This window comes from Clostridium carboxidivorans P7 (genome assembly GCF_001038625.1).
GTDB classification, from domain to species: domain Bacteria; phylum Bacillota; class Clostridia; order Clostridiales; family Clostridiaceae; genus Clostridium_AM; species Clostridium_AM carboxidivorans.
Map to the genome: position 1 here is coordinate 5,339,906 of NZ_CP011803.1, position 17,036 is coordinate 5,356,941.

General features: G+C 33.4%; 16 protein-coding genes. 14 read left to right on the forward strand and 2 right to left on the reverse strand.

Features of this window, described 5'->3' with window-relative positions; translation table 11 throughout:
• The first annotated feature begins 150 nt into the window (after nt 1-150).
• The 12 genes from Ccar_RS23990 (at nt 151) to Ccar_RS24045 (ending at nt 13,197) form a co-directional block, all read left to right on the forward strand.
• The gene (locus tag Ccar_RS23990) at nt 151-2,094 is read left to right on the forward strand and encodes an oxidoreductase (protein ID WP_007060976.1); all 1,944 of its coding nucleotides are present in this window, start codon (nt 151-153) and stop codon (nt 2,092-2,094) included.
• A gap of 15 nt (nt 2,095-2,109) precedes the next feature.
• Complete coding sequence (locus tag Ccar_RS23995) at nt 2,110-3,216, forward strand: NAD(P)-dependent alcohol dehydrogenase (protein WP_007060975.1); 1,107 nt, start codon at nt 2,110-2,112, stop codon at nt 3,214-3,216.
• Nucleotides 3,217-3,790: 574 nt separating this feature from the next.
• The gene (locus Ccar_RS24000) at nt 3,791-5,857 is read left to right on the forward strand and encodes a methyl-accepting chemotaxis protein (RefSeq protein WP_007065077.1); all 2,067 of its coding nucleotides are present in this window, start codon (nt 3,791-3,793) and stop codon (nt 5,855-5,857) included.
• A 152-nt stretch (nt 5,858-6,009) separates the two neighbouring features.
• Nucleotides 6,010-6,192, forward strand: a complete 183-nt coding sequence (locus Ccar_RS24005; protein ID WP_007060972.1) for a hypothetical protein — start codon at nt 6,010-6,012, stop codon at nt 6,190-6,192.
• Between the two features lie 14 nt (nt 6,193-6,206).
• On the forward strand, nt 6,207-6,617 hold the full coding sequence (locus Ccar_RS24010) for a peptide deformylase (RefSeq protein WP_007060971.1): 411 nt from the start codon (nt 6,207-6,209) through the stop codon (nt 6,615-6,617).
• Nucleotides 6,618-6,804: 187 nt separating this feature from the next.
• Complete coding sequence (locus tag Ccar_RS24015) at nt 6,805-8,004, forward strand: MFS transporter (protein ID WP_007060970.1); 1,200 nt, start codon at nt 6,805-6,807, stop codon at nt 8,002-8,004.
• Complete coding sequence (locus tag Ccar_RS24020) at nt 7,997-8,647, forward strand: TetR/AcrR family transcriptional regulator (protein ID WP_007060969.1); 651 nt, start codon at nt 7,997-7,999, stop codon at nt 8,645-8,647. Before Ccar_RS24015 ends, Ccar_RS24020 begins: the two co-directional genes overlap by 8 nt.
• Before the next feature lie 376 nt (nt 8,648-9,023).
• A complete protein-coding gene (locus Ccar_RS24025) occupies nt 9,024-9,731 on the forward strand; it encodes a response regulator transcription factor (protein ID WP_007060968.1) in 708 nt (235 codons plus the stop codon).
• A gap of 7 nt (nt 9,732-9,738) precedes the next feature.
• Nucleotides 9,739-10,656: a sensor histidine kinase gene (locus tag Ccar_RS24030; protein ID WP_007060967.1), complete on the forward strand. Its 918-nt coding sequence runs from the start codon at nt 9,739-9,741 to the stop codon at nt 10,654-10,656.
• 152 nt (nt 10,657-10,808) lie between these two features.
• A complete protein-coding gene (locus Ccar_RS24035) occupies nt 10,809-11,732 on the forward strand; it encodes an ABC transporter ATP-binding protein (RefSeq protein ID WP_007060966.1) in 924 nt (307 codons plus the stop codon).
• Nucleotides 11,719-12,459 carry an ABC transporter permease gene (locus Ccar_RS24040; RefSeq protein ID WP_463438867.1) on the forward strand — a complete coding sequence of 247 codons (741 nt, stop codon included), beginning with the start codon at nt 11,719-11,721 and terminating at the stop codon, nt 12,457-12,459. The genes Ccar_RS24035 and Ccar_RS24040 overlap by 14 nt, the downstream gene beginning before the upstream one ends.
• A 3-nt stretch (nt 12,460-12,462) precedes the next feature.
• Complete coding sequence (locus Ccar_RS24045) at nt 12,463-13,197, forward strand: ABC transporter permease (protein ID WP_007060964.1); 735 nt, start codon at nt 12,463-12,465, stop codon at nt 13,195-13,197.
• Between the two features lie 126 nt (nt 13,198-13,323).
• Here Ccar_RS24045 and Ccar_RS24050 read toward each other — a convergent pair whose 3' ends face one another.
• Both Ccar_RS24050 and Ccar_RS24055 read right to left on the reverse strand, forming a co-directional pair.
• Nucleotides 13,324-14,721, reverse strand: coding sequence for an MATE family efflux transporter (locus Ccar_RS24050; RefSeq protein WP_007060963.1), 1,398 nt, complete (start codon nt 14,719-14,721; stop codon nt 13,324-13,326).
• A gap of 15 nt (nt 14,722-14,736) precedes the next feature.
• Nucleotides 14,737-15,183 (reverse strand): MarR family winged helix-turn-helix transcriptional regulator, encoded by a 447-nt coding sequence (locus Ccar_RS24055; protein ID WP_007060962.1) that lies wholly within the window; start codon nt 15,181-15,183, stop codon nt 14,737-14,739.
• A gap of 257 nt (nt 15,184-15,440) precedes the next feature.
• Between Ccar_RS24055 and Ccar_RS24060 the strand changes: the two genes are divergently transcribed.
• Together Ccar_RS24060 and Ccar_RS24065 are read left to right on the forward strand one after the other, a co-directional pair.
• Nucleotides 15,441-16,085, forward strand: a complete 645-nt coding sequence (locus tag Ccar_RS24060; RefSeq protein WP_007060961.1) for a TetR/AcrR family transcriptional regulator — start codon at nt 15,441-15,443, stop codon at nt 16,083-16,085.
• A 96-nt stretch (nt 16,086-16,181) separates the two neighbouring features.
• Nucleotides 16,182-16,961, forward strand: coding sequence for an acyl-CoA thioester hydrolase/BAAT C-terminal domain-containing protein (locus tag Ccar_RS24065; RefSeq protein WP_007060960.1), 780 nt, complete (start codon nt 16,182-16,184; stop codon nt 16,959-16,961).
• Nucleotides 16,962-17,036: the final 75 nt, after the last annotated feature.

Here is a 17,036-nt window from a genome sequence, read left to right on the forward strand (position 1 = left end):
AAATCGCAAATGTTCACGGAACAGTCTTCTGCATACAACCTTTTGGTTGTAGATATACAATGATTTTTCTTCTTTTTTGTCTTAATTTTATCATATATACTTAAGGTGTCAAGGAATTATCAAACTCAGATAAAAAAGGAGTAAGAAGATATGAAGAACAAATATTATCCACATCTTGCCAGTCCTATCAAAATTAACGGAGTTACTTTTAAAAACAGAATTTTTGGTGCGCCTATGTCCAATCCGGAATTAGACGCAGACTGTAATATGAGAAAAGAAGAAATAGCATTCCATGAAAATCGTGCACGCGGTGGTCTTGCTAGTGTAACCATTGGTCTTGGTATTGTAGATGCTATTGGTCGTACACATACAAAGGAAATAAAACTCTATGACATAATGTCTCTCCCTTCACTTAAGGAAGCTGCAAACGCTATGCATCGTCACAATTGTAATGCAGTAATGGAACTTGCACATGGTGGAAAATATGGGAATGCCCGTGGTCATGGCAATGCTGAGGGCACATTAATTGGCCCTAATGATGAAATAAATCCAGAAGGACTTCAGGTTCGCAGCATGACAGATGAGGATATCTACAGAGTTGCGGATTGTTTTGCTGAAGGTGCAAAACTGGTGAAAGAAGCTTGCTTTGACATGGTACTTATCCACGGTGGTCATGGATGGCTGCTTGGTCAGTTCAGCTCTCCAACCATGAATCACAGAACAGATAAATGGGGGGGCAGTCTGGAGAATCGTATGCGTTTTCCACTGCTGGTAATAGAAAAAGTACGTGAAGCTGTTGGACCTAATTATCCAATTGAATTCCGTATGAGTGGAGCAGAGTATACGAAAGACGGATACACAATCGAAGAAGGCATCGATATGGCCAAAATGCTGGATGGGAAGGTCGATATTATCCATGTTTCTGCTGGTATTCATGAAGACCCGGAGGTATTTACACTTACTCACCCATCTATGTTTATTGAACATGGATATAATGTATATCTTGCGTCTGAGATTAAAAAGCATGTTAAGACACCAGTTGCTACATTAGGCGGACTAAATGATCCGGACATGATGGAAGAAATTATTGCTTCAGGAAAAGCAGATATCATACAGGTTGCACGTCAATCACTGGCTGATCCATATTTCCCAGAGAAAGCATTTTCAGGAAATGCAGATGATATTAATCGCTGCTGCCGCTGCTATACCTGTTTCTTCAATTATTTAACAAATAGAACATTCTGTTGTGCGTTTAACCCGGTTATCGGTAATGAGCTGGAAAATAAGCATGCATTCCCAGCCACAACGCCAAAGAAGGTTATCGTAGTTGGTGGTGGCTCAGGCGGTATGGAAGCAGCTATTACAGCAGCTCATCGTGGTCATTCTGTTACTCTTTATGAAAAGAGCAGTGAACTTGGAGGACAGCTTCTTTCTGAACAGTATATTCCTTTTAAGCAGGATATGTTCAACTTTGTAAAAGTATTAAAAGGACGTTTGGAGAAATCAGGCGTTGAGGTTTGTTTGAATACAGAGCTTACTGCTGAGCAGGCTGCAGCAGAGAATGCTGATGTGATTATTACAGCTATTGGCGCTAAACCGATTGTTCCACCAATCCTTGGAATTGATAATGAGAAAGTTGTTGGTCTTGAAGCTCTTCATCAGGCAACTCCTGCACTTGGACAGAAGGTTGTTATCCTTGGTGGAGGTCTTGTTGGATGTGAATGTGCAATTTATCTGGATAGCCTTGGAAAGGATGTTACAATAGTTGAGATGAAAAGCGACTGGGCAGCAGATTCTTACTTTATGCACAAAAGTGCAATGGTAAGGGCAATGCGCGGCAGCGATATCAAGATTAATGTAAATACAAAGGCAAAAGCTGTTACAGCTGAAGGACTTGTCTGTGAAACGACTGATGGTGAAGTTACTTTTGAGGCTGACAGCATTTTATTAGCAGCAGGTATGAAAGCTGACCGTGAAGTTGCAGACAGCTTTTATAACGCAGCACCACGTGTATTTGAAACAGGCGACTGTATTAAGCCTGGTCGTGTTGTTGAGGCAGTTACAAACGGATACTATCGTGCACTAGATATTTAAAGAAAGGGGATTATTATGAAAATAAAAGCGGCAGTAGTTCATGAAAAAGGACAAGATTTTAAAATTGAAGAGGTAGAATTAGCACCACCAAAGGCAGATGAAATACTTGTAAAAATAGTATCAAGTGGTGTTTGTCATACTGATGAAGTTGCAAAATTACAAGTGATTCCGGTACCTTTACCAGCAGTATTTGGACATGAAGGTTGTGGTATTGTAGAAGAGGTTGGTAGCAGTGTTACTGAGTTTAAAAAGGGTGACCGTGTTGGATTTTCCTTTGGATTTTGTGGACATTGTGAAAACTGTCTAAGTGCACATCAACATGCATGTGAAAATTTTAATGAAATTAATTTTGGTGGGGTTATGAGTGATGGTACAAAGAGACTTTCACAAAATGGAAAAGAAATATCTTCATTCTTTGGACAATCCTCCTTTGCAACTTATGCAGTGGTAAATCAAAACAGTGCAATAAAGGTTGATGATGATATAGATCTTGCATTGGTAGGCCCTCTAGGTTGTGGCATCCAAACAGGTGCAGGTGCTGTATTAAATAGATTAAATCCAAAATTTGGTTCTACCATTGCGGTATTTGGATGTGGAACTGTAGGAATGAGTGCTATTATGGCAGCTAAAATTACAGGATGTTCAAAAATTATTGCAGTAGGAGGAAATCCAAGCAGTTTAGAACTTGCAAAAGAGCTTGGAGCAACTCATACTATAAACAGAAAAGAAACTGATGATATAGTTTGTGAAATTAAGAAGATCACAAATGGAGGATGCCACTATGCAATTGATACTACTGGAGTTGGTGATTTTGTAAAGAAAGCTCTTGCTTGTGTTCGTTTCTTAGGTACTGCAGTAGTGTTAGGAGCAACTGGAGATTTGACCATTAATGTACAAGAAGAATTAATGGGTGAAGCAAAATCTTTAATTGGGATTGTAGAAGGTGATTCTATTCCAAAGTTATTTATTCCTCAATTAATTCAATACTATAAAGAAGGTAAATTTCCATTTGATAAATTAATTAAATTCTATGATTTTGAAGATATTGACAAAGCCTTTGAAGACTCTCACAATGGTAAAGTTATTAAAGCTGTATTAAGAATAAATGATTGTACAATGTAGATTTTATAGAATATTTAATATTAATTTTAAGATAGAACTAGCGTATTATGATTTATAATAAGCTAGTTTTTTATTGCTGAAAGTTAGAATGAAGAGGTGATAGAATTATATGCATACTAAATAATAAAATTATTAGAGGAAATTTTATTATTTAGTACCCTAGGGGTCATTATAAAAACTGGAAATTTATGTTTGCTAATTGCATACAATAGCTGGTATAGAAAAATTTATAGATCAGGATTTAGTAGCTTATAAAATAACTTATGAATCTTAAAAATTCAATATTATTTGACAATAAAAATAACATGAATTTTTTGATTCTTATATTTTGCAAAAAATGTAGGAAAATTCAGGAAAATGACATATTTGCGTTGACAAAGACAAATATTAACATTATAATTTTAAATAACAATATAAGTATCTATTTACTTTATTTAAAATATATTGAGTATTCTTAAGCATTTCTTTAGGGTTCCTCATTTTAGAATTTTAATTGTCTGAATTTATTGAATATAATAAATAGAACAAAAAATGATGAAATATAAAAACTTAGTGAAAGAAGGGAGCTGGTATTATGAATAAAAAGGCTATTGGAATAAAGGGAAGGATTTTACTATCTTCAATGGTAGTTCTTTTGATAACCTTAGTAAGTATTAGTAGTATTCTAATTTATGAAATTAATAAAAAGTCTCATGAAGATTATTTTGCTAATTCTAAAGAACAAATGAAGATCGTTTCTCAAGCAATTAACATTTTTTATGATCAAATTGACAAAAATATTGATATGCTAACAACAAATCCATCAGTAATGATGGCTGATAACAGTATTACAACCTATAAAAATACAACTCAAGATACTCCAATGAAACCTTCAGCTAAAGCAGGAATTGAACAGGAAATTTATAAAGTGTTCGAGCAATATGCAAACAGCCATAAAGGTACAAGCTATGTGTATTTAGGAACAGAAGATGGGGGATATATACAATGGCCGGAAGAGAGTCTACCAGCAGGATTTGATCCTTCAAAAAGACCTTGGTTTAATGATGCAATGAATAAAAAGGGAAGTGTTATTAGAACAGCTCCATACAGTTATAAGTCCCAACTGCTTACAAGTAATGCTCGTACAATTACTGATAAAAATGGGAAAATTATAGGTGCCATAGGAATAGACGTACAGCAAACTAATATTAGCGATATGTTAAATAAAATGAAAATTGGTAAAACAGGATATTCAATGATTGTACATAGTAATGGTCTTATAATGGCAGATGGAAAAAATCCTAAAAACAATTTTAAAAAGGTTGGAGAAGTTGGTATTAACGGATTAGATAAGCTTCTAGCTAAAGATCTAAAATCATTTGATGTTGTTGTTGATGGCGAAAAGTATATTGTTAATCCTTATAAAGTAGAAGGAACTGATTGGATACTAGCATCATTTATGACAGAAAAAGAGTTAGGAGCTGGTGCAAAAGAAATAGTAAATATAATGATATTTTCTGCAGGGGCCATGTTAATATTGGCAACTATTTTATTTAATTTTCTTTCCAGTAGTATAACAAAACCTATCTTAGCAGTAACAAAGAGAGTACAAGATTTTGCTAATTTGGATTTTTCAGTAGATGAAAAGGCAGACACACTAAAATACTTAAACAGGAAAGATGAAGCAGGAGATATGATAAGAGCCTTTGTAAGTATGAGAGAGAATGTATCAGAATTCATTGTGAAAACTGCACATTCAACAGAAAAGGTTGCAGCTTCATCGGAAGAATTAACTGCTACTTCGGAGCAAGCAGCTACTGCATCAAATGAAGTAAGTAAGGCTATTGAGGAAATCGCAAAAGGAGCTACTGATCAAGCTAAAGATACTCAGATGGCAGCCCATAATGTAGAAGATTTAGGTAATTTATTAGAACAAGATTTAAATTATATTGAAGAATTGAATGTTGCGGCAGTTGAAATTGAAAGGCAAAAATCAGAAGGTTTTTTAATTTTGAAAGAACTTGTTGAAAAAACTAAGAAAAATAATGATTCTGCAAACAATGTTTACCATATTATCATGAGTAACAATGAAAGTGCAGAAAAAATTGAAAATGCTAGTACTATGATTCAAAGTATTGCAGACCAGACAAATCTTTTAGCTTTAAATGCTGCAATAGAAGCAGCAAGAGCTGGAGACGCAGGTAAAGGCTTTGCAGTTGTTGCTGATGAAATAAGAAAGCTTGCAGAACAATCAAATAACTTTACAAATGACATTAAAACAGTAATAACTGGGTTAAAGATAAAATCACAAAATGCAGTTGATTTGATGCAGCAAACTAAGCAGATAATTGAGGAACAAGCTTCTAGTGTTGGAGAAACTGAAGGAAAATTTGAAGGGATAGCAGAAGCAATAGATTCTATAAAATCTGTAGTTAATAAACTTAATAATTCTGCCAATTTAATGACAGAAAATAAAAACAAAATCATTGAATTAACTCAAAATTTATCTGCAATCTCTGAAGAGAATGCTGCTGGAACAGAACAAGCATCATCATCTATGCAAGAACAAGTCAATACAATTGAACAAATTGCCATAGCAGGAGAGAGCTTAGCTACAATCTCAGAAGAATTAAGAGTGTTAGTAGACAAATTTAAAGTCTAGTTAAAAAGGGTGTACCTGTATTTTTTCAAATGCAGGTACACTTTTTTACTTAATACTTTGTTTATCTAAAATATAGTTTAAAAAGTCATCATTATCATTAAAAATAATAATTCATTTGGAGCAGACATTATGAAAAGGATAGGTAAATAATTATGAATATAGGAGCTTTAGAAAATAGACTAGGAATTAATGGCTTTAAATATCCGGAATCATTTGTAAAAGATATAGAATTAAACTTATTAGACTTTGGTTTATGGTATATAATAGATGAAGAAAGAGTATTAAACAGGTTAAAAAGGCCTGGAATGAAGGTATTAAATTTTTCTAATATATAGTTGAGGTGCGAATTATGATAAAACCAATTGTAAAAGATGTATTGTTTTTAGGACAAAAATCAGAAAAGGCAACTAAAGATGATATGGCAGTAGTTGATGATTTAATGGATACATTAAAAGCGAACTTACAGAATTGTGTTGGACTTGCTGGTAATATGATTGGAGTAAAAAAGCGCATATTGGTATTTACTGTAGCGAACCTTATTGTGCCTATGATAAATCCAGTTATATTAAAGAAGGAAAAGCCTTATGAAACAGAAGAGAGTTGTTTATCTTTAATTGGCGTTAGAAAAACAAAAAGATATGAAATGATAGAGGTAGAATATCTTGATAGAAATTTTAAGAGTCAAAAGCAAGTGTTTACTGGATTTACAGCACAAATAATTCAACATGAAATGGATCATTTTGAAGGTATAATAATCTAATTGAATAATTAAAGAGTTATAAATATCCTAGGAGTAGAAAAATTCCTAGGATATTTTTATAGATGATAAAATTATAAAAGTAGGATACCATTGACAAAGTAAAAAGATAAATATATAATAGTTTACACTAAGTAGATGATTTACAATATGTAAATCATTTACGCAATGTAAATTAGGAGTGATAACTATGGAAAATTCGTATTTTAAAAAACTACCTTTATTTATTTTGATGATAAATTTATTTATAGCTCTATTGGGACAGGGGATGGTTATACCAATTTTACCTGAATACCTAAAACAATTTAATGCTGCCGGGAGTGCAGCAGGGTACTTGGTGGCTGCCTTTGGAGCGGCTCAATTCCTATTCTCACCTATAGGTGGGAGGCTTTCAGACAGATATGGAAGAAAAATAATGATTTTCTCTGGTATGATTCTTACTGTTATATCTGATTTTATATTTGCAGTTTCTCCTTATCTAATGCTATTATATATAGCAAGGTTTATAGGAGGAATTGGTTTAGGAATAATGATTCCATCAGTTCTAGCATATGTGTCAGATGTGACTTCAAAAGATACCCGAGCAAAAGGTATGGGTTACTTAAGTGCTGCTATGAATTTAGGTATGGTGTTAGGCCCAGGAATAGGCGGAATGATAGCTAATTTTGGAATAAGAGTTCCTTATTTTTTTGCAGCAGCTTTAGGAATAGCTTCTACATTGTTAACATTAATACTTCCAGAAACTTTGCCTATAGAAAAAAGAACTGCATCAAAAGGATCTGAGCAGCAGGAATCTATTGTAGAACAACTTGTTAAGTCTGCTCATACTTCTTATTTTAGATATTTGATTCTCATTTTTATTATGACTTTTGGTTTAGTAAACTATGAAACTGTTTATTCGCTGTTTGTAGAGCATAAGTATGGATTCACCACTCAACAAGTTTCTGTACTAATAACTCTTGGAGCAGCCATTGGTATTATTGTACAGGTATGGCTTATAGATAAGGTAATAAAGCGTTATGGAGAATACAAAACCATAAGATTTTCCTTAGTTATGGCTGCTATTGCACTTGTATTGATGCTATTAAAAGTAAACTTTATATATCTTATACTAGTTTCATCAGTATTCTTTACCTTTAACTCATTACTTAGACCAACAGTAAATACTATGCTTTCAAAAGAGGCAGGGGATCAGCAAGGCTTTGTATCAGGACTTAATAATATGTATACAAGTTTAGGTAATATAATAGGCCCAATATTGGCTGGAAACTTATTTGACAAACAGATAAATTTGCCTTATATTTTAGGTGCTTTTATTCTTTTGATAACAACATGTCTAGTGAGAAAAGAAAGTAAAATGCAAAATAACGAGGTAATTATAAATGAGTGATAATTGGCATGAAAAAGTAAAAAATAAAAATAGAGATGAAATAATTTCAGCAGGAAAAGAGTTGTTTTTAAAATATAATTTCCTTAATGTTAATATTAAGGATTTATGTACACTTGCAGGAGTCAGCAGAGTTACATTCTATAAATATTTTGATTCAATTGAAGAACTCATATTCGAGATTCATGTAGATATTTTAAATAATATGAAACAATGGATAAAGTCAGTTGATAAGTTAGATGCTAGTGGCATAGAGAGGCTTAGATTGATACTGAACGCATGGGTGGATTTTGGAAAACAGAACAAGGATCAGATGAAGTTTATTATCTTATTTGATCTTTATTATGAGTGCTATAACCCTAATGAGGCTTTGAAACTAAGGCGAGAAAATTTCTTAAGTAAAGAAATAAATGATCATTTTCTTAACTCAGTTATTAACACTGGAATTAAGGATAGATCACTAAGGGGAGATTTAGACGTTATTAAAACCGGATGTTATATCTTTTCAACAATTATGGGTGTGCTGCAAAGAATGAGTTCTACTGCATTGCTTTATGAAAATCAAGATACGATATTTGAGGAAGTTGCACAGTCAGTTGTGGAGAGTATTTTAAATTATATCAAAAATAATGATTCTACAGTATAAAATTATATATTTTTAAGCAATAATTTTTATGAGAGGACAATTGACAAAGGACAGTGAAGGAGAGTTTTCTTCCTTACGGCAGAAAACTAAATTTATCTTTTAGGCTTGTTTTGCTAAGGCAAAACAAGCCTAATCTATATAAATTAAAGATTTTTCATAGTATAGCGGAGAAAAATCCTCCTTGTGAACTCACTGATTTCAGCTAGTGTAGTGGTAAATGTCTTTGGATTTATCGATAAAATAGTATAATATAAATATAGAATGCTGTTCGAGAAAATAAAATGTACTACATGACAACAAGACAAGCCTATGAAATTTGGGATATTTCTCAAAGATGCGAAGAATCCTGTTTACAGGCGAAGAAAGGAGTTTCGAAATGAGTAGAGTTTTGATTATAGACGATGATAAAGAGCTTTGTACTCTTATGAAAAAATGTGTAGAGAAAGAGAATTTATCTGCTATTATTGCACATGGTGGTATAGAGGGGATTCGTTTGGTTGATGAAAATAAAAGTAAGGGCTCTCTTTCTCTCGTAATTTTGGATGTAATGATGCCGGATATAAATGGCTTTCAAGTTCTTAAAATAATTAGAGAAACAAGCAATATCCCTGTGCTCATGCTTACTGCTAAAAGCGACGAGGACGATAAAGTTTCCGGACTACGGTTAGGTGCTGATGATTATCTAACAAAGCCGTTCAGTATTAGCGAGCTTATGGCTCGTGTAAATTCTCTTATTCGTCGGTATACTACTTTAAACCCTACTTTTCCAATGGAAACAGATTTAATAGCATTACAAGGTATGTTGATTGATAAAGTAAACCGCATTGTTTCTGTCAATGATATTCTAGTTGAACTCACAGGTAAAGAATTTGATTTACTTTCATTTTTGGCTTCAAATAAAGGACGGGTGTTTACCAAAAAACAGATTTACACACAAGTGTGGGAAGATGAATATTCTTTTGACGATAGCAATATTATGTCTTTTATCAGTAAATTACGCAAAAAGATTGAACCAGACCCTGACCGTCCATTTTATATTTTAACAGTTCGAGGTGTAGGATATCGTTTTAATAAGGAGGCTTGACGTAAATATGAATGTTTATCTGATTTTTGCCTTGGTTCTTGCCCTGATTAGTATAGCGTATCTAGTTTCTGTCTTACGGCGTGTCCAAACACAGCTTGCACTTATGAAAGACGCTTTAGAAGATATAAAAAATGGAAACCTTAATCGACGTGTTTTAGCAAGGGAGAGCGATATGACAAGGCAAATTTGTTATGGTATTAACGAAATTGCATTAAGCAGCCAATCACAGCTTATTAAGCAAAAGCAATCAGAGCAGGCATACAAAGGTCTAATGGCAAGTCTTTCACATGATGTGAAAACACCACTTGCTTCATTGGTCGGTTATTTGGAAGCAATCGAAAGTAAAATTGTTGTAGGAGAAGAAAAGGACGAATATATACATGTTGCCTATGATAAATCCCAGCACTTAAAACATTTTGTAGAAAATCTGTTTGAATGGGTTAAATTAGATTCTGGGGAACAAATTTTTCATTTCGAGATTTTTGATTTAAATGAGTTAACCCGTAATATTATAGCTGATTGGATTCCAATTTTAGAAAATAGCCATTTTGAATATGAATTTGATATACCTGAAACAGAGTATTCCATGCGCATAGACGCAACTGCGTATACCCGTATTCTCAATAATCTATTACAAAATATTATTACCCACAGTGAGGGGGATAATATGTCGCTGTGTATTTTTGAGAATGAACAACAGGCTAAAATTGTAATAACAGACAACGGGAAAGGTATATCTTCTGATAATCTCTCACTTATTTTTGAAAGAATGTACCAATGTGACCATTCACGAGCTGCCAAAGGAAACGGGCTTGGCCTTTCTATTTCCAAAGAACTTGTCAGCGCTCACAAAGGGACAATTACAGCAGCCAGCATTCTCGGCTGTGGAACTACATTCACCATTTTATTGCCAAAAGCCCTGTGACAGCACACAGGGTTTTCTTACTGTTAAAACAAGATAAAAACAAGGTTACGGCAAGGTTTTGGCAAGGTTAATGTTGTATACTTTTAGCTGTGAGCCTGTATATCGGTTATCACATTTGGAAAGCACAGTTATTGAAAGTGAGGAATTTTTATATGAATGATTTTGTGATTGAAACGAAACAGCTGACAAAAATTTACGGAGAGCAGACAGTAGTTAGCTCAGTGAATCTCCATGTAAAAAAAGGTCGGATTTATGGTCTGTTAGGGCGCAACGGAGCTGGGAAAACCACTATTATGAAGATGGTTTTAGGGTTAACTCCAATCACATCTGGTGAGGTAGATGTGTTAGGACGAAATATCAAAGGTCAAGAAAAACGAGTATATCCTCGTATCGGTGCTATTATCGAAACACCAGGATTTTATCCAAATTTGACAGGAACGGAAAACTTAGAGATTTTTGCGAAGCTGCGTGGTACAGCCGCCCCACACGCAGTTGAAAACGCATTGAAAGTAGTAGGATTACCTTATAAAGATAAAAAGTTGTTTAGTAAGTATTCCCTTGGAATGAAGCAGCGTCTTGGTATTGCCAATGCTATTCTGCATGACCCAGAACTGCTGATTTTGGACGAGCCTACAAACGGTCTTGATCCTATCGGCATTGCAGAAGTAAGAGATTTTATTAAGAATTTGAGCGTTGAGCGTGGAAAGACAATTCTTATTTCCAGCCATATTCTTTCGGAAATCTCATTGCTTGCGGATGATATTGGAATTATTGACCATGGTGTTTTGCTTGAAGAAAGCAGCATGGAGGAACTTAAACGAAAAAACGGTAAGTATATTCTACTGCAAGTTTCTGATGTTTCTAAAGCGACCTTAATTTTGGAACGTCAATTCGGCTTGAAAGAATATTCTGTGCAAGATGATCATACGTTGAAGCTCTATGACACCTCTTTGGATATGGCGTCTGTCAATAAGACACTTATGCTTGGTGAGGTGTCAGTTATCAGTTCGGGGCTTTGTAATGATACTTTAGAGGACTATTTCAGAAAAATTACAGGAGGGGATGGCATTGCTTAGACTTATTCAAATAGAATTTCTTAAACTGCGACGTAGAAAATTTGTGTGGATTATGATGTTGTCAGCTTTTGTAATGCCATTTCTAGCATTCTTATTATTCAAATATGCAAAAAAAACAGTTGGTGACCCTGTACAATTTTATAGATGGTCAGCGTTTGGTTATACGATGTTTATTATATTGCCCTTTGTTTTGGGAGTACTTTGCACCATGCTTATGTATGAAGAAAATCAGTATGATATGCTCAAACAACTTTGGATTGTGCCTATCAGCAAAATGGGATACTTTTTCAGTAAATTTTTTGTTGTTTTGATTTACTCCATTGGTTTCATGCTGATTACAGCTGCTGCTTCTGTTATGTTCAGCGTACTTACCGGACATGTGGTATTTCAATGGGGAAGCGTTTTATTCTTGCTGAAAAAATGTTTAGAGATTGGTGTTATTACTGCTTTTGCAATGCTACCGATATTTGCAATAGCTGCGTCGCAAAAAGGATACATCCTCCCAGTTTCTATATCATTGGTTTATGCCTTTCTTGGCTTTATTTTAATGACGGTAAATATGTATCTACACCCGTTATCCAGTATGTCAGTTATTGTCCTTGGAAATATTCCCAGTATTGCATTTCCACGACCAATTAACGTTCCTTTAGCGTTTCTTTGTATTTTTGTTTGGGATATTATTGCAGTATTCCTTGCAAATATCGCATTGAAGAGAAGTGGGGTGTGAATAATGCGAAATTTACTTTGGGCTGAACTCCAAAAGATTCGCCGTTCAAATATTGTTGGGATTACAATTTTTGCAACAGTTATGGTAGCTGTCATTGTTTTTATACAGGGATGGTTTACGTATAATGGTTCAAAGGATATAGACAGTGCAGGATGGTATATGACTATGGCTCAGCCTTTGGCAACAATTTTTGTTCTTCCCGCAGTTATTTCTCTTTTGGGAAGTTATATGATTTGTCGTGAAGAAGATGAGGATACTATAAAATCTTTGCTGCTTATTCCCGTAAATGAAACAAAGTTAATTGCTGCAAAAATGATTATTACTTTTTTATTCAGCATTTTCATTTATTTACTGCTCTTTGCAATAGCATTTTTGACTGAGGCAATATTACATCTTTCACATTTATCAGTAGGAATGGTTTTAGATTTTCTGAAAATATATTTTCTTCAAGGTGTGGGTATATTCCTTGCTATCTCGCCTATTATTGCCTTGGTATCGTATATGAAAAAAGGCTATTGGATTGCATTAGTATTAACTGAAATGTACTCTTTTACGGGAACATTCATGAGTATGTCAAACACCCTAAAAACATTTTATCCTATTACAGCAGTATTTGGGGTTTCCGGTTATTATGAAACTACTGCTCAAAATCGGATAGAAAGTATTATAATCTTGTTGTTATGTGGTTGTCTTTCTGTTTTTATACTGAAAAATTTAAAATATAGTGAAAAAAATTAGTTATATGCTTAGATGTATGGCAAAAAACAAGGAGAGGATTACAAACCAATACATGGTGTAATCCACTCTTTGTTTAGATATTTATTTTTAAATAACTTTGAATATACTTCCAGTGTAGAAAAAAACTTATTTCTCAGCAATAGCTCTATCAAAGGTACTGTCTTGAAGCTGTTCCTTTTCATTCTCTTTATCTTTTATATGTTTCATTTCAAAAAACACAACTATTCCAGTTATAAGAGCAGCCAAAATATCTGCTATAGGTGGAGTTCTCCAAATACCTTCAATACCCCAAAAGCGTGGTAATATCAATAATAGTGGAACCAATAAGAACAATTGTCTGGATAACCCCAGAATTGTGGATTGAATTGGTTTGCCAACTGCTTGAAAGTACTGGGAACAGACAATTTGAAAACCAGCCACAGGAAACATAAGAAAGAAGATACATATTGCGTGAGCAGTTAATTGAGTCAGCTTAGGATTATTGTTAATGAACATATTGGCAATTTGAGTAGGCCATAAATGAACTACTGCAGTACTGAATGCTGCTATAATTGTACCAACAATAACTGCTTTTTTCAGGGCTTCTTTTACTCTGCTAAATTCCTTGGCACCATAATTAAAGCCAATGATTGGCTGAGCACCTTGGCTAATACCAAGAATAGGCATAAACATTAATGTGGCTATACTTCCAACAATACCCATAGCGGATAGTGCCATATCTCCACCATAACTCATTAATGCTTTATTCAAGATAGTATTTTGAAGACTGTTAGCTAATTGCATTGCAAAAGGAGCGAAACCAATAGACGTAATGCTAATAACTAAGTTTTTCTTCAACTTGAGATTTTTTAACTTTATTTTTACAATACTAGGGCCAAATAGGAAATAACTTAACACCCAAATAGATGAAAATATCTGACCACAGACAGTTGCAAGAGCAGATCCTCTAATTCCAAAACCTAATTTCATAACGAAAAGGTAATTTAAGATTACATTGATAACAGTTCCTATTACTTGAGTATACATGGACATCCTAGGATTACCTTCAGCTCTAATAAAATTAACCATTCCCATGCTTATAGAGCCTAAAGATGATGCCATCATTATAATATTGGTAAAGGCTTTAGCATAAGGCAAAACCTGAGGGCTTGCACCAAAAAAAGTTAAAATAGGAGTGCTAAAAAGAAAATAAATAATGCTAATACAAAGAGGAAGTAAAACCAACAATACTACAGCATTTCCAGCTATTTTATTAGCTTCTTCTGGTCTTTTTTCACCTAATCGAATGGAAATAAGTGATGTAGCACCAACTCCAATTAATGCGGATACTGCCAGAAGAGTAAGCATAATTGGAAAGGCTACAGTTGTGGCTGCAATGGCAAGTGAGCCAACACCACGACCTACAAATATACGATCGATAATGTTATACATAGAATTTACCAGCATAGCTATAACAGCTGGCCATGAAAACTTCCATAATAGAGGACCAATTTTTCCATTTCTAAGTTCATTTGTGTTATCCATTTTTAATTCACCTTCTTAAAATTTTTCCATAAATTCAACAGCATATTTGAGATTGTCAGCAAATTTTGTTAATTCATTAGGATCTGCAGTACCTAGAATTTCGCTCATACGGTGAATGGAGATTTCCATAATATCTTCCATTTCTTTTTTTCCAGCATCTGTGAGGGATATCAGTGTTTTTCGTCGGTCATTAGCATCACTGCAGCGAATAACAAGACCTAATCCTTCCAATTGATCAATCAAGGTAGTTAAGCTGCCTTTTTCTATATTAAGCACCCTTGAAAGTTCTGTTGCAGTAAGAACCTTATATTGATAAAGAAATCCAATGATTGCAGTATGATTTTTTTTTAGTTCTGGATGCTTTGGGCTTTCCGTGCAAAATTTACGGATAAATTTTGAATGGAATAAGCCAATAGTTTTAAATAATAAGTCGTGTATTTCTCGAAATTCATCTTTTGCCATAAACATCACCTTTCAGATAGTTAGAATACTTAAAGTAAGAATTCTAACTAAATTTTATGCTATTAGTTTCCATTTGTCAAGATACCAACAGGTATATCAGATAATTGTACAAGACCTATTTCTTTGAAACATATATTAGGAAGTGCCCTATGTAGCAAGAAAACTGCATTCAAAAAATATATTGACATATAATATAAAAAAGAATAAAATGAATTTGAATTCAAATTCAATAAAGTTTATACGAGGAGAGAAATATAATGAAGGATACTAGTTCTAGCAAAAGTTCTTTAAAAAGAAAGAATATTCTTGAAGCAGCTGCAAAAGTTTTTTCAGAGAAAGGATACATTGAAGCTTCTATAAAAAACATAACAGATGAAGCTAATGTAGCAGTAGGAACCTTTTATAATTATTTTAATGATAAAGAAGAGGTTTTGGAGCAAATTTATGAAGAAATTTCTAATATGAGTCTGAAGGCAGCTTCTGAAGTTTCTATGAATAAGGATGATAGCATTTCTCAAAAGTTTACTTTGGCAATGGCATATGTAATTAGCATATATGCAAAAAATAAAAATTTATCCAAGATATTATTGGTGAAATCCATGGGAATAAATGAAGCGTTTGAAAAGAAGCGTTGGGAGATATTAGATAGAACAAATGTATATTTAAGGCAGATATTAGAACATTTAAAAAAACAGCATTCCTTAAATATTCAGGATGTTAATGTAACTTCGGTTTTACTTACACAAAGTATATTTGGTGTTATTACATATTGGCTTAATGAAAAGCTTACTAGTGATTTGAAAGATATAATATTTTCCTTGTGTACATATCATCTAAAAGCACTTAACATTGATTTTACATATGAAGAGATAAATAAATGTATAAATGAAATAGAAATATGAGAGCATGACACAACTGGATAAAGCAAATGAAAAGAAAAATAGCTTTTCACACTTGAAACAATTAATAATTTTATTAAATTTAAGGAGATGGATGTTATGAAAGAATATAGAAGTAAAGAGATTTATGGTGATTTTTATGAAAATGAAGGAAAACCGTTAGTTGTTATTATAACAGGAAGTTTACCTGGACTTCCACCTGTAAGTGAAAAATTAATGGATTATTTAATGCCTGATTATAATGTTTTACGATTGGCATATTATGGAGTTCCTGAACTTTCTGAATCTCTAGAGAATGTTCCATTGGAGTACTTTATAAATGCTGCTAATTTTATTAAAAAAAATTATAAAGTAGCTGATAATAAAGTGATTTTTATTGGATCCTCTAAAGGTGGAGAAGCGGCATTATTATTAACAAAATATATGGAGTCGGCAGTTACTATTGCTTGTGTAGCTAGCTGTTATGTATTTCAAGGGTTACCAAAGGATCTTTACAGCATGTCACAGGTACCGCCTAGATCTTCATGGTCTTTTAATAATAAGGAACTGCCATACATCAAGTTTGAATTTAATGAAGATGATATTGAAGATACAAAGAAGAAATATTTTTGTAAAATTCATGAAAAATCTATAGAGAAAAATTTTAATCAAGAAGCATTGATAAATATTGATAACTATAAAGGAAAGTTATTTCTTCTTTCTTCGGAAAATGACAGGTACTGGCCAAGTAAAAAAATGAGTAATATGCTAGCGCAAAATAGTAAGAACAAAAACAATATAAAGCATGTTTGCTTAAATTTAGAGGGGCATGGTTTTTTGACTTATGATGAGTCAGTTAATGAAATGATTCACTATTTAGAAGAAATAAAACAAGCATAGTATTTCTTATATTAATTGAAGCAAGTTCAGCCAAGGCTTCGCAATGCCTCACTGGTGGTAATTAGCAAACAAAAA

Bases quoted from the DNA above. Each gene is read 5' to 3' on its own strand.
- Ccar_RS23990 (WP_007060976.1), top strand. From the start codon at position 151: ATGAAGAACAAATATTATCCACATCTTGCCAGTCCTATCAAAATTAAC.
- Ccar_RS23995 (WP_007060975.1), top strand. From the start codon at position 2,110: ATGAAAATAAAAGCGGCAGTAGTTCATGAAAAAGGACAAGATTTTAAA.
- Ccar_RS24000 (WP_007065077.1), top strand. From the start codon at position 3,791: ATGAATAAAAAGGCTATTGGAATAAAGGGAAGGATTTTACTATCTTCA.
- Ccar_RS24005 (WP_007060972.1), top strand. From the start codon at position 6,010: ATGAATATAGGAGCTTTAGAAAATAGACTAGGAATTAATGGCTTTAAA.
- Ccar_RS24010 (WP_007060971.1), top strand. From the start codon at position 6,207: ATGATAAAACCAATTGTAAAAGATGTATTGTTTTTAGGACAAAAATCA.
- Ccar_RS24015 (WP_007060970.1), top strand. From the start codon at position 6,805: ATGGAAAATTCGTATTTTAAAAAACTACCTTTATTTATTTTGATGATA.
- Ccar_RS24020 (WP_007060969.1), top strand. From the start codon at position 7,997: ATGAGTGATAATTGGCATGAAAAAGTAAAAAATAAAAATAGAGATGAA.
- Ccar_RS24025 (WP_007060968.1), top strand. From the start codon at position 9,024: ATGAGTAGAGTTTTGATTATAGACGATGATAAAGAGCTTTGTACTCTT.
- Ccar_RS24030 (WP_007060967.1), top strand. From the start codon at position 9,739: ATGAATGTTTATCTGATTTTTGCCTTGGTTCTTGCCCTGATTAGTATA.
- Ccar_RS24035 (WP_007060966.1), top strand. From the start codon at position 10,809: ATGAATGATTTTGTGATTGAAACGAAACAGCTGACAAAAATTTACGGA.
- Ccar_RS24040 (WP_463438867.1), top strand. From the start codon at position 11,719: ATGGCATTGCTTAGACTTATTCAAATAGAATTTCTTAAACTGCGACGT.
- Ccar_RS24045 (WP_007060964.1), top strand. From the start codon at position 12,463: ATGCGAAATTTACTTTGGGCTGAACTCCAAAAGATTCGCCGTTCAAAT.
- Ccar_RS24050 (WP_007060963.1), bottom strand. From the start codon at position 14,721: ATGGATAACACAAATGAACTTAGAAATGGAAAAATTGGTCCTCTATTA.
- Ccar_RS24055 (WP_007060962.1), bottom strand. From the start codon at position 15,183: ATGGCAAAAGATGAATTTCGAGAAATACACGACTTATTATTTAAAACT.
- Ccar_RS24060 (WP_007060961.1), top strand. From the start codon at position 15,441: ATGAAGGATACTAGTTCTAGCAAAAGTTCTTTAAAAAGAAAGAATATT.
- Ccar_RS24065 (WP_007060960.1), top strand. From the start codon at position 16,182: ATGAAAGAATATAGAAGTAAAGAGATTTATGGTGATTTTTATGAAAAT.